This is a genomic window from Candidatus Liberibacter brunswickensis (genome assembly GCF_036858155.1).
GTDB classification, from domain to species: Bacteria; Pseudomonadota; Alphaproteobacteria; order Rhizobiales; family Rhizobiaceae; genus Liberibacter; species Liberibacter brunswickensis.
This window is the reverse complement of sequence record NZ_JAAEJX010000003.1, coordinates 1-13,620: the sequence shown is the minus strand read 5'-3', so window position 1 is coordinate 13,620 and position 13,620 is coordinate 1. Positions and strand designations below refer to the sequence as shown.

Below are 13,620 nucleotides of genomic sequence, written 5' to 3'. Positions count from 1 at the left end.
AAAATATAAATAATATTTAGTATATTTTTGTTGTATATAATTTATTAACAAGTATTTATGTAATATTTTTTAAAAAAATTGTATATAATAATTATTGTAATAATTATTTATGCATTAATATAAAAAATATTCTATGTAATTGAATTACTAATAAGAATTATATTTAATTATTATGATAAAAAAAACATTCTATACATAAAGAATAATTAAATTATTATTATTATCCTCCCTCTTTTTAGGAGGGAGGATCAAAATATGCAATTCAATTAAATTTATTATAGATTCATAGGAACTATCTAAAATAATAATTTTTACTTTGCATATTTATTTTATTCTTTAATAATACAAAAGTATGCTATTAATTTTTTATAATATTATTAGCAATTTCATTTTTAGTAGTAGAATTATCAGAATAATTTGAAAATGAATTTGCTTTTGAAAGAATAATATCGTTAAGTTTACGATCATCTAGATTTAGCTGATTTACAGCATCAGGGTTGTTATTGCGAAGATAATCTTGTGCTAATTTAATAGTTTCATGAGTAATTTCAGAAGATTGAAACTTTGATATAGCAAAACTTAAAGCATTACTTGCAGCCTTATGCAAACTATCTCGTAGTACAGATTCTATTTCTAATTGCTTGGTTTCTTCAGTTAATTTTAATAAATTTTTTAAAGGCTCTACAATTCCTTTAACGATTATAAGAATAACAAGAGAAATTCCCAATACTACTACAGGCTGAAATATTTCAACTAGATTCATTATGTAGTTCATTCAATAACCTTTCCTAATTGTATAATGATTTTTCCTATTCAATATTATGTTCTTCTAAAATTATTTTATTATGGAACACATCACTCCTAATGAATGAAATGATCCCCGAAAATTTATTTCTTTTAAAAATTAAAAAAGATGTACTGTCACAATATAAAATAAAGACAGTCAATAACATGAATAATTCAATTTTAGCGAGAAAGTATAATCATATTTAATAAGACTATTTTAAATAAGAAAAACTGATAATTAAAAAATAGAAGTAAATAATAAAATAATTATTGTTACTATTAAGCAATTGCGTAAATTTTAAATGACTTATGAACTAAATTTCATAGAAACTATTTGATCCATAAAATTTATTAAGATAGCTCTTGATGCAATTCATTTTGTTTATCAATAATATTACGTAGTTTTGTTTTACTTCTTGTAAAAGTTCTTGTAATGCTTTTGCGAGATAAGGGATAATAACAGTAGGATTAGGCGTAATATAATCACCAATTGTCTCAACGAATAATTCATTGATATCTTTTAAATTATTTGCGGAAAAACCAACATTATATCGCAATGAAGGATCCATCCCACTTTCAGGAAGATAATTGAAATCTATAAACTTGAATTTTTCAATACTCTCTAGTACAGAAAATGATGATTTTCCATGTATCTTTTTCAATCTTTCATCAGATAGAAAAAAACTACATCCTACAGCACCATTATCAGTATCAAAGTAAATATATCCTGGACCTCTCATCATATTTAAAACTGTAGTTTTTTTAATATATCGTTGTTCTGCTTTTTCTATTGCATCATTAGCTGTATATTGAGCAATATCAATTCCTTGCCATACCGTTTTTTGGCGATTACAATTCATTATATCTCCATCATCCATAAATTCGGCAATTTTCTGGGAACCTTTATAAAATTTAGCACCATTTTTGAAAATTATTTTATGTAATATTTCATCATCCTTACAAGATAATAGTTCTTTTATAAAAGAATGAAAAGGAATTGAAGAATATTCATTAGAATCGCTAGTATAAACAATATGATCTGGTTTTTTAGCGTGTTCAGCTAAACTTTGCAAAGCAATAGGAGCTAATTTCGATGTCCAAACTTCTCCCATTGAAGTTAAATCAACTTGCAACATGAGTTGCATTCCATTCCAACCCAAATATATTTTATTATTTAATTGCCCTTCTCCACCTCCTTGTTGTACAGGTAAAAAAGGTAATAAAGTTTCAATAATTTTACCTTTGGTAAGATTACTAGCATTGTCTATACCTAAATTAATACAAGCTTGAACAGCATTATTTGCACCTGTTCCACCTGCTGAAATAGGACGAGGACAATTGTTATCAAAAGCTAGGTCTTCTAATAGATTATTATAAGCACTGCTACTAATATTACTATTAGGATAAGCCTTAGATCCAATTGGCAGAGTATACAATTCTCTAATACGAGGCATTTATTTTCCTTTAAAAAAAAATAGCGATTAAAATCATACGACAAAAATATTTTTTGATAGCCAGAACCACACAACAAAAAAATATGATAATTTTGAGATTTATATTTATTCGTATAATGAACTTTTGTTGTGCAAATCGCGTTTTATTTTTTGTCTTTATTTTTGCAACATTAAACAGACGACCATAATCAACGGATTGTATTCCTTGATTATTTTCAATAATAAAATCTGGGCGAATCTTATTAATTTCTTGTGCGATTACACCAATTCGTTGTATATTTTTTGGATCTGATAGATATCGATATTGATATAGATTTGCTACAGGTTTGATATCACGTTTCATTCGACGATCAGAAACAATAGGCATCAATTTAACACCAGTATTGATTGTATCATATAATTCTTTTTGATTTTCATTCCATTCTAATAATTTATTCTTATACGCATCTTGAGCTATTTTCGAATAATCAATATTGGCAATAGGTGTTGGATGTTTGATAGGTACGGAAAATCTATATGGATTAATACTCTGCATAATAGACATAATTTCATGAAAAGAATGCTGTTTTTTAGCAATTTTCTGATGCTCTTCTTGTGCTTGAGCAAGATTATGAAAATAAGCACGTCTAGCTTGTATATTATCTAAACGATCTTGTTCCTCAGCAGCTTTTAAAAATGCAGATAGTCGTAAATCATTTGATTTTCTATTTATTTCATCTATTGATCTATTCCAAGCAACAGATCCTGGATTAAATCCTTTATTATATAATTTTGTTTCTAAATCTTCACGATCTTTTTTTAATAATGGCTGTAAACGATCTAAAAAAGATTTTTCATATTGATGAGATTCACTTATAGGATAATCATAGTAAAAACATCTTTCTTAATATTAACGTTATTATTATTAGGAAAAAGATCTTTTATCTTCTGATTCAGGAGATCCGATAATAAAAGACTATTCATATTTTTTCGATCATGAATATCTTGTTGGATGGGATGCAATGAATATTCTTGGACGTAGTGTGGCATAGATATTTCTCGACCAATAAAAGGATCCACTATTTTATCTATACCATCTTGTTTATACTTTAAGATACTATCTGGTGTAATCTAATCCATATTCTCTCTATGCGCATTAATCAAAGAATTAGTAATATTCCCCGATAATTCCTGGGAAGAAATAGTTTAGGATCAGGAGCAGAAGGCGATTGTTGTTGCCCCATATAAAAACCTCATAATTTTAGATAAAATAAATCAGAAAGTGTTTTTTGCAATCGCTAGTAGTGTAATTGCAGTATGACTAAATAATTAATATAAATTGTATTTTTATTGTTTTACTAGAAATAAAATAAATAGTATCTGCAATGAATAATCAAAAAAAATCACAGAAAAAATTCTGAAATAATCAGAATGAATATTTTTTAAAAAATATTAAAAAAAATTAAAATGAATGACAAACTAAAGATCGTTGATTAATCTTATTTTTCATCCAATTTTCATAGGTAATAACATATATATTTTCCGCTTCATCCCTACCTCTCAAACGTGGGATACGATATCTAATTCCCCCTAAGGAAGTAAGCATACGGTGTTGAGGATAATCTTCATCAGGAATACGGTGAATTACTGCCTGACAATATAACTGATTCCAAGGATAACTATAAATTTCCTTCAATATTTCTCGACTCAGCCATGATTTACAATCAGATGCTCCTGATAATTCTATTACACGTGATATTGAACAGTAATTATGATATATAACCCCTGCTATTAAGTTATTGTTCTTCAAAACTCCCATTGAAACAAATTGATTCCAACCATTAGAACAATTCTTAATACGATTTGCAACAAAGTCCGAAATTAACTGATTAATTGCCGGTCTAGTACTTCCACCCCAAATAATTGTCATTTTATTATGCCCTTATTCAACTAATAATTTTGCATTTTTAATTTGGATATCGTTGATAAATTGTCCAGAAGAGACAATCACAAAACCGACTGCTAAAAAATTTCCATAAGCAACTACATTTTGACAAAAATTAAATAGTTTCTTTCTTGTAAAGGAAACTTCATCTGTCCATTTAACTTCATCCCATAAAGAATTATCCCATATACAATTGTTCACTAAATGATTATTAATAGTTTCTTTTGAGAAGTCAGGATAAGTATAATCATAATTAGATCGGGAAAATAATTTGATATATGGACGTTGGCAAGATAGAAGAGAGATATGGGCGACACAAGATTTTCTTTTAAATCCTAAACGAGGATCAATTTCATGAAAAGGAGAAAGATACACAGCAGTAAAAGGCTGCATATTATCTGATCCAGTGACATCACCTTGCCAAAAATTTCCATCATAATCTCCAAAAAAGAGATTTTCATTTGAAACAACATAAGATTTAGTAAACCAATTATGGAAACTAGCCCATCGATTATTATGATCCACGTTCATAACGAATGTTTTATGAGATGAAATAGAATTTTGAGGATAACTAATCAACAACATATTCTTTTCCTCCCATAAAGTCATCGACCATCCTGTTGGAGCTACCATGACTGCTTGTTCCCACTCTTCTTGAATAGGCCAAGATAAAGGCAAATTATTTTTGTTTTCCTGTAAGATAGTATTTCTTATAGAAATCAAACCATTTTTTGTTGCAATCAATACATCGTTTTTCACAAAGACGATTGCTTTTTCCCTAATGGACGTCCAATATGAAATAGCTTTAAGCGAAAAAGAAGATTCTACATCAGGATCATCTCCACCATAAACAGCTAATTCTCCAAGATTAGATAAGAAAATGCAAAGTGTAGACAATCCATCATCACTTTCATTTGACCATGAGAATCCCGCAAGCAATTCTCCTCCTTCTTGCATTACTCCTCCCAAAGGAAAAAATTTGGCTACACCACCTAAAGATTTAGGGGGTAGATACCATGCATCCATACTATCTAATTCGATATACCATTGACGATTTTTAAAAATCCATCCATATGAAAAATATATAGGATTATTTTTATTATGTTCATTAAATGTTATTTTAGTATTATCTGACTTCCATTCATTTCCATCATAAACTTGTCTTTCGTCTTGACCATTTAACGCAATCAAAAAAGTTTTTTCTGAAGTTGTATAATGAAATGTAATCCATTCTCCAGATTTCATGTTTGATACACATAAATTTTCTGATTGTATGGTAGAATAGTTTGTAACATCATATATTTCTTGGTTATTGGTGATGAATACCCTTTGTAGTTTGTTACTTTTATATGAAAAAGCAGAGGTAATACTACTATTACAGCTAAGTTTACATATTTTTTTGCATCCTCCTCTTATAATTGGCCCTTTTGTATCAGGCCAAAAATTACGCAAAATACTAAATTCATTTTCTTGTAATTGTTGTTTTTCAATAGGAAAGTATAAGAAATTTTGATTTTCCAAAGAAATATTTTCTACTGAGGTATTCTTCATTTGATCAGAGTATTTATTTTCAAGGGAATGAGACATTTTATCCTCCAGAACAAAGGATCGCTTCCATATCAATAGCTGTATCAAATTCTCGTAAGTAATCAGAAAAACTTAAACCTTGTGCACGACGCCAACGCCAAATAACATTTTTGATCAATAAATCCTCTGGTAATAATGTAGTATCTTCATCTTCACTGATAATATTTTTTGATTTTTTATTATTTCCTACTATCCAATTTTTAGAGAAATACCGAAAAATAGAAGAAGAATTAACGGAAAGATTTATCATGCGACCATCAATCCAATACCAAGGAGTATGCGAAATTCCTTTAACTATATCCCAATAAAAATACTACTTACTGGACGAGCAAAAGAAGAATCTGATACTTTAATAGCACCTTCCAAAAGAGATCTTTGAAAATCTTGAGGAAGAGAAAATGGAAAACGATTTATTTGTATTTCACGCAATAACTGTGGCCAATCAACTTTCAAACATATTTCGTCGCCTGATTGCTGCAATAAAGATACAAGTAGAGCTGTGTTATCATCTTGATTTTGATAAATTGTTTCAAATTTAGATAAACCGACTAAATCACAAATATTATTTAATAATGTTAATATATTCATGGAGTTCATCTACCAAGGTTTAAAGAGTTATCAGCCCAACGTAAACGAGTATCATTTTGCTGTAATTGTTTTATGGACTGTTTGAATAAAGCACCAGCAGTAGAAGCTTTATCTATTTTTTGTTCCCACAAAGCAACTTCTTCTACCAAACCATATAGATAAAGATCTGGAGCTCTATGCAACAACCAATTGACAGGATTACTTTCTGTCAAAGGTGGAATACAAGAATAATAATATAGAACAACATCTTCAGAAGAGATAGGCAAAACGCAAATTGAATCTGCAGTAATGATGTATCCTTTTTTCTTTTGCATAGAAATACTTAAAGGAAGATGATCTAATTTATTTCCATTACTATCTTGTAGAAAACGAATTTCTATATAATCGTCTGGCAATTCTACTGATCCTTCAACGAGAGAAAGAACTGCTTTTTTTTCCATTTCGCGCAAACGCAATTCACGATTTATTTTTACTTCTATTCTATGAAGGAATTCCTTAAAAAGACCAGTAAAACCTTTTTTTTCTGAATAATTACTCACATCAATTAATAAAGAAGAATAATCTTTTGCCATTTTATACGTATCCTTCCGAAGTACGCCAAGAAGCGTTATCTTTGTTATTGAGCCACTTATTCACCCAGGCATCATCTCCTTCAGTATGGGCTTGAAGGAGATGAGAGTTTTTTAAAATACTTAAAGGAATACTAGCTATTCTTTGCCAATCCCTATTTTTTTTCCCATTATTTATTGCACAAGCATGATTAATTTCCATAACTTGAGATACAGGATAATCAATTCTATATACATCTTGTTGATTATCTGATGCATACCAAATTGTCCTACCTGTTTCCGGATCATAACTTATTAGTTTCCAAGAACCATCATAGATATCCATTTTTATATCTTTCTTAAGTTGTTTTTGAGAGACCAAAAAGATCAGCAACTATACCTATAGCTTTTTCATTTTTAACTTTTATAGTTCCTTCTCCAATCAATATTCCTTTATTGGCATCTCCATTTTTAGAAATATTTTTATCCTCGTGAATCTTACGTAACCATAAGAATTCCAACGTATTAGGATCAATTAAAAAAGCATTTCTAGCAGTTTCTGAATTGCTTGCCATAACACGATTAGGATGTACCATTACTTTTCCAAATGGTCCATCATATATATCGGCAGTTGCAACAATAGTATTATTATTACTTTTGCCAGATGCAGCATATCTAAAAGATGCAACATTAGGATCAGACATAAATCTAACAAATTCACTTTTAACAAATGGTGAAACGATAATATGTCGAAAATTAGCTCCATTTTGATATCCTTCTTGCATTACTTCATCAAGAAGTTGTTTTGAGAAAGATCTTTGTTGTCCGTCTTTTGGATTTTTAGTAATTCCAGTTACATTATCATATCCTCCAGAACTTCCTCCATTTCCCCTACTAGCATTTGTTTTTATCCAACTACTCAAAGAACCCATTTTACGTGGTGATTTTTTTTGAGATCCTTGTGAACTAACGATAGCGAATTCAACATCCTTGCGAATTTCTAATGCTTTTTTTAGTTTTTGTTCCTTATATTTTAATATGTATCCCGCATCATCTACAGCTTCTTGAGTGCCAGAAATAATCCAGCTTTTACGCATAATTTGAGTATAACTACCTATTCTTTCTGGAGCAGTAATTGATTCGAAACTGTATTCATCTCCTTCTAATTGCGCATTGATTCCCGGAGAATCAAGATCATCTACAACCCATTCTGGATGTATAGAATTCGTATTTCCTTTTTTAATCATTGAATAAATAGGAGTATCTTCTGGAGTGATACGTGAAACCACATCCGACAAAGATTCTTTATTAGAAGAAGAAGTAATAAATGTGTTGTTAACAATAGCCATGTCTAAAAAATTTTCCTTTAAAAATGTAATGTTTTATAAATTATCTATATTTTTACAGAAGAAAGATATGAGATGATTGAAGCACGTTTTTTCTCAAAACCTAAGTATATCTCATCATAAAATCGAGTATTATTCGATTATGTATTTTGGTTTTTTATTTTTTTATATAAAATCTATTTCCAAGGCATCGTAAATAGATCCAGTTTGATGCAATTTTTGCATTGCTTTTTCCTGAGAAAATATTCGATGAAGATTATGATTTTTAGCTTTATTAGTTGTAATCTTAACAGAAGGTTTGTTTTTAATTTTATGATAAGCATCTTCAGATGTTTTTCGAGCTTGCCATCCTATTTTTGCATAATGAGCCAAAGAAAGTAATCTATGATCTATAATATTTTTCATTTCTTCTTCTTGGAATCCCAAAACATTTCCTATTTTAAATATATTTTTAAAACAACACTGTCGCTGTTCTGGATCTTTTGTTTGAGGGAAAATACTTTCTAATTTTTTATTTTCAGTTTCCAACTTTTTTTCTAGGATTTCTGAATCTAATTCATTAGCAATGTTATCAGGATTTCGTCCTGTTTCGACGAAATGATTTATGATATCCAAAGCATTTTTTCTCAAATTTAGAATACGATGATATGTTTCTGAATCTGTTTTTTCTAAAACAGGATCAGGATTATCAGGGATATGATGATTTATTAATTGTGCCAATGCTTTAGAACTATTTGCCAAAATTTTTGCTTGATTTTGGATATTTTTTTTCTGTTCTATAATATCTTGTTGTTGCGAAAGATATTCTTTATGTTGACTATATCCATTTTTTAGCTCTCCAATTGTGATTTTTTCACCATTATCAAGAGATATTTCATTTAAATCATTAATTTTTTGAACATCGTCATTCGAATGTTCTTTATTTGTATCTCTATTAAATTGCTCCTCTGATTGTATATCATTTTGATCATCTAAATCATTAATACTAATCTTATCTATTTGCTTTTCTTCATGTATTTGGATATTTGATTTATAATGACCTTCATCATGTATAGGAAAATACACTTGATCATAATCAATTTTACTTATTATGGTCTTTTCAAGATTGTTATTGTTATCTTTAGTTTGTTCTAAAGAATTATTTGCAAAGATCCAAGGTGTTGTAGATTGATCATGCGTCAATTCTATATCCGAAAACTGGCTATCCGAATTTATAATATAATAGTTTCCTTTGTAAAATATTTATTATAAAGAATAATAATTTGATTAAATCTTTTAAAATATGATGATGATTTTAAATCATTACTTTAAAGGGTATTTTGTTGAGGCAATACACTCTTATGATGCAATTTTAAGTTTTTTTCTAATAAATACTCTGCTTCTAATTTTTGTCTTTTTATATCTATTTCGGCCTGTATTGTTGAACGTTTTAATTCCATTTCTGCTTGTAAACGAGTATAAGCAAGGAATTGTTCAAATTGTAAATTATTTATTTTTTCATTGTTAGCATAACTAGTAAAAGATTTTTCTAAATCTGGTTTTATTAAAGTATTCATTGATATTTTGCACCCCTATTGCTTCAGCAAGACATGCGATACCGTTATATAAGTTTGTAGTGGATACAAAAGGATTGTTTAAACCAAATGTTCCCATGAGTTCTTTTTGTATAGATAAAAGATGAGAAACCATCGCGATATCCTTTTCACGATTGCCTGATCCTAATCCTATATTGACTTTTGCATCCATTTCTGCATTCCAATATCGAGGATCAAATGAAATCCATTGATCACGGAGTCTAACCATTCGGACTTTATCTTGGCGTTGAATAATCAACCTCAATAATCCTCTGAAAAGCATTTCTAATCCCTGCGACAATGTTCGAACGATTAGTTCTACTTATCCTATGCTACTTTGTTCAATCAAAGAAGTTGCAGTTGCAGTCATATTTTTTAATACTTCTGGCGACAATCCAGAAGATATATTTGAAATACCTGTACGATCTACTAATTCTTGATCTAAATAGCTCAACATTGAAAAAGACTTGTCTGCAATCATTGGCACACTATGAATACCCAAAACACTGCGAATATCCATTCCTGGTACTACTCGAATAGGCTTTCCAAATTGAGGATTGAGCACACTTTCTGGATCAACGATTGATCCTTCTTGAACGATTGTTTGGGGTTGATTTTGCCAATAAAGATTATCTAAAGTCTGGCGCAATAAAACAGTTTTAATTTTTTGAATTTCTATAATAGATTCAGATAAACTGTCACCCACAAAAGAATGTGGTGAACGAACGTATAGCACGCAAACATGTAAAAGGTAATTCATCCCATTCTTCATTAGAAAGAATATTATCATTTTCTGTTCCACCCGCCATAATTACTCGACGCAGTTCTGCTATTCCATCGTCATCATAGTCAACGGTGACGTATAACTCATAGTATTCGATAAGTTCAAGAGCTTTTTCAGAATTATGATATTGTTGGAATTGCCATATATTTTCAGTATTATGTGAAAATGCAGAAGATAAGTTATTAACATGCTTACGATCATATCCCATAGAAATAAGATCAGAACGTGTAAGATATAATTTACGCCCAACAATAGGACTTTTATCAATATCAATTGCATGAGGATGTATTAGAAATTCATCAGGAGGAACAGCATCAATACATACTTTTCCTTTAGAATACTTTCGACGAATTCTAATATCATGCACTTTTTCTCCTTCATCTTCTCTTTTAGAATGTTCTAATACCTCTACATCAGGATCATTTATAAGCATGATAAAAGAATTCTCATCAAGGCCAGTATGTAAGCTTGTCGTACACAGTTCTTGTAACTCATATCTCCAAGTTAAAATACCTATTCCAGATAATAAAGAATCATAGATAGCATTTTCAACGGCATCACGTCCTTTTGCTTCTGGGAAGATGATATGATTAACATAATCACTCGCAGCAGCAGCCATTTTTTCATCTCCTTGTCTTACAGGAGAATATTCGACAAACTTATGTCCAGTAAGTAATACTCTACAAATAGAAGGCATAATTTTACGAATTGCAGAACGCAAATCACATGATACAACAGAAGAATGGCCTGAAACAGATATCACATCACGCATAATTCCATTATAATACTCTTGTGAACGAATATATGACTGTTGTCTTTCCGCAAGCATTTTTTCTGCATCTGCAATCAAATGCGATATTTTATTTGAAAAATTTATTTTTTTATCACACATGCTCATTGATTTTAAACTTCTTATTTAAATTATGAAATTAAAGAACCATTTTTAAAAATGAAATTAAGATAAAAGTTTCCAAATTTTTAAATTTAAAAATGCTTTAAATGCTATCTATCGTTTTATAAAAAAGTATTTTTTAAAAAATATTATATTCATGAAATTTCATAGTATTTATATAGATATGATTTCATATTACTTTTCTTGGAGTATATTTCCAAGAATAACATACAGGCTTAGAAATAGAGAATCTTTTCATCATCAAAGCATATCTACTAGCACAGATAAGATCATCTTTTTCTTTGATTATTCTCCCTTCACGACGATGGTATTGACGGAATTCATCCAGCCATTCTTGGCATTCTGCAAATACTTTCCACCGTCCTGATCTCATGCGATCTAGTATATCTAATATACCTGCTTCGACTCCATTACTTCCATCATCAAATTTTGCCCATTCTGGCAACATTTTCATACCTTGCTAACGATATTGTACGGCTAATTGTTCACCTGAACCTTTGTCATGTTGCAATCCATCATGAGGCCAAGCCCAAGGCAACCATTTTCCCCAAGATTTCAAAGCTGCTGCATGGAATATAGGAGTTTGTTCTCTGCATCTATAATTTTTAACAACATATATCACGTCTGATTCCTTATTCCAGACTAGATGTACAGCAGCAAAAGGATGATGCCAACCGAAATCCATTCCTCCTATTTGTAGCCAATTTTCTGGAATATCGAAAGAATTGATGATAATATCTTCTTCTATAATAGGGAAGATACGTCCAGATCCCAATATAGGATCTCCTTTTGTTCTTGCTTCTCTTTCATGAAGGGGATAGCTATTAATAATTCTGTTTTTTTCTTGCTCACTATAATGAGGTGTTTCATCAATAGTCATGCGAATGATTTGTCTATCTTGTGTAGAAGACGATATGTAATGTTCAATAATCTGGGATCTTCCCTTTAATGGAGTTAATGTTAAAGAAACCAATCCTTTTGTTGCATTAATACGAGTTAGTCCTTCGAAATATACATCTTCTGGAGGTTCTTCATCGAACCATACATAGTTAACTGTATTTGATTGCCATTTATCTCTCTACCTTGTTCATATGCTTTTAATAATAAAACAGACACTCCTCCTGAGACATGTCTGACAGTTACCGTATTATATGCACCTGCAATATTTGCACGTCTTGTAATATTAATAATTTTACTTGCAGGAATCATACCACTTCCATATTGATCTGGAGACATAGGCTCCCCCAGTAGAAGACGTTGAATACCATCACGTGTTAATTCATATGATACAGAACCTGCTACCATAACAATTGGATTTAGGAAACAATGACCTACCCACCATGAAGGATAACAACCGGTTAGATGCATTGCTGCTTCAGCAGCTCCTGCCAAAGTTTTTCCCAGTTGATTTCCAGCCATAACAAGACGTTCACGCGCTATTTTTCCTAATGGGTGGAAAAGTTTTTGTTTTTCATAAGGTTGGTAAAAATCAAGACGCCGAAAATTACGCTTTATTTTTAATTTTTGAAGCATAAACATCTTTGTTTTTAGAATCCGAGAAAATCTGCAATTCTTTTTCAAGAGATCGGATGATTTCACATATCTGTTCATCTGTTAATTGATCTCCATTATCTGTATCTTCTTTTTTTGTATTTTCTTTTACCAAAATTTGAGAAATAAGATGCAAATATTGTTCTGGTTTTTCTTTTCGCAAATTTTTTATTACTGTTCGTCCATATTTAGAAAAATCTTTGATTAAGATACTATGATATAGATCTCTTAGAGAAATTTCTTCATGAGATGACTTATTTATATGAGGATATTGTTTTTCTATTGGTAATAAAGTTAGAGTAGACATTTATCAAAAATCTCCTAATAAACATCCAGTTACTCTGAGAAGAGTTAATCTAATTTTTCAAAATAAATATAAAGGAATATAATGTCATATATTTTTTAAATGAGACCAGTATTATTATTTTATCAATTTGTTAACCATATATAATAGTATTCACTATCATGACATTGATAAATTCTTATATAAAATTCTAGATAAAAACTAAATTATTCATTTTTTTATAAATTTTAAAACTTATCTATAATATAAAAAATTAATTTT

15 protein-coding genes and 2 pseudogenes are annotated in these 13,620 nt (G+C 29.8%); all 17 read right to left on the bottom strand.

Annotation, left to right across the window (positions count from 1 at the left end; genetic code table 11):
* Positions 1-358 precede the first annotated feature (358 nt).
* Positions 359-775, bottom strand: coding sequence for a hypothetical protein (locus GY664_RS00985; RefSeq protein ID WP_333947598.1), 417 nt, complete (start codon positions 773-775; stop codon positions 359-361).
* Between the two features lie 325 nt (positions 776-1,100).
* Positions 1,101-2,240, bottom strand: a complete 1,140-nt coding sequence (locus GY664_RS00980) for a tail fiber domain-containing protein (RefSeq protein WP_333947597.1) — start codon at positions 2,238-2,240, stop codon at positions 1,101-1,103.
* Positions 2,241-2,250: 10 nt separating this feature from the next.
* Positions 2,251-2,784 (bottom strand): tail fiber domain-containing protein, encoded by a 534-nt coding sequence (locus GY664_RS00975; RefSeq protein ID WP_333947596.1) that lies wholly within the window; start codon positions 2,782-2,784, stop codon positions 2,251-2,253.
* 308 nt (positions 2,785-3,092) lie between these two features.
* Positions 3,093-3,299, bottom strand: a complete 207-nt coding sequence (locus tag GY664_RS00970; RefSeq protein WP_333947595.1) for a hypothetical protein — start codon at positions 3,297-3,299, stop codon at positions 3,093-3,095.
* A gap of 382 nt (positions 3,300-3,681) precedes the next feature.
* On the bottom strand, positions 3,682-4,149 hold the full coding sequence (locus GY664_RS00965; protein ID WP_333947594.1) for a hypothetical protein: 468 nt from the start codon (positions 4,147-4,149) through the stop codon (positions 3,682-3,684).
* Positions 4,150-4,161: 12 nt separating this feature from the next.
* Positions 4,162-5,751 (bottom strand): hypothetical protein, encoded by a 1,590-nt coding sequence (locus tag GY664_RS00960; protein ID WP_333947593.1) that lies wholly within the window; start codon positions 5,749-5,751, stop codon positions 4,162-4,164.
* Position 5,752: 1 nt separating this feature from the next.
* A complete protein-coding gene (locus GY664_RS00955) occupies positions 5,753-6,001 on the bottom strand; it encodes a hypothetical protein (protein ID WP_333947592.1) in 249 nt (82 codons plus the stop codon).
* Between the two features lie 44 nt (positions 6,002-6,045).
* The gene (locus GY664_RS00950; protein WP_333947591.1) at positions 6,046-6,339 is read right to left on the bottom strand and encodes a hypothetical protein; all 294 of its coding nucleotides are present in this window, start codon (positions 6,337-6,339) and stop codon (positions 6,046-6,048) included.
* 5 nt (positions 6,340-6,344) lie between these two features.
* Positions 6,345-6,911: a phage adaptor protein gene (locus GY664_RS00945; RefSeq protein ID WP_333947590.1), complete on the bottom strand. Its 567-nt coding sequence runs from the start codon at positions 6,909-6,911 to the stop codon at positions 6,345-6,347.
* A gap of 1 nt (position 6,912) precedes the next feature.
* On the bottom strand, positions 6,913-7,233 hold the full coding sequence (locus GY664_RS00940) for a hypothetical protein (protein ID WP_333947589.1): 321 nt from the start codon (positions 7,231-7,233) through the stop codon (positions 6,913-6,915).
* Between the two features lie 13 nt (positions 7,234-7,246).
* Positions 7,247-8,236 carry a DUF5309 domain-containing protein gene (locus GY664_RS00935; RefSeq protein ID WP_333947588.1) on the bottom strand — a complete coding sequence of 330 codons (990 nt, stop codon included), beginning with the start codon at positions 8,234-8,236 and terminating at the stop codon, positions 7,247-7,249.
* 162 nt (positions 8,237-8,398) lie between these two features.
* On the bottom strand, positions 8,399-9,415 hold the full coding sequence (locus tag GY664_RS00930; protein ID WP_333947587.1) for a hypothetical protein: 1,017 nt from the start codon (positions 9,413-9,415) through the stop codon (positions 8,399-8,401).
* A gap of 125 nt (positions 9,416-9,540) precedes the next feature.
* Positions 9,541-9,789, bottom strand: coding sequence for a hypothetical protein (locus GY664_RS00925; RefSeq protein ID WP_333947586.1), 249 nt, complete (start codon positions 9,787-9,789; stop codon positions 9,541-9,543).
* Positions 9,746-10,567: pseudogene (locus tag GY664_RS05090) on the bottom strand (portal protein). The gene GY664_RS00925 and the pseudogene GY664_RS05090 overlap by 44 nt, the downstream one beginning before the upstream one ends.
* The gene (locus GY664_RS00910; RefSeq protein WP_333947583.1) at positions 10,506-11,489 is read right to left on the bottom strand and encodes a portal protein; all 984 of its coding nucleotides are present in this window, start codon (positions 11,487-11,489) and stop codon (positions 10,506-10,508) included. Before GY664_RS00910 ends, GY664_RS05090 begins: the two are co-directional and overlap by 62 nt.
* 184 nt (positions 11,490-11,673) lie before the next feature.
* Positions 11,674-13,043: pseudogene (locus GY664_RS00905) on the bottom strand (terminase large subunit domain-containing protein).
* Positions 13,009-13,362, bottom strand: coding sequence for a hypothetical protein (locus GY664_RS00900; protein ID WP_333947582.1), 354 nt, complete (start codon positions 13,360-13,362; stop codon positions 13,009-13,011). Before GY664_RS00900 ends, GY664_RS00905 begins: the two are co-directional and overlap by 35 nt.
* Between the last annotated feature and the right edge of the window lie 258 nt (positions 13,363-13,620).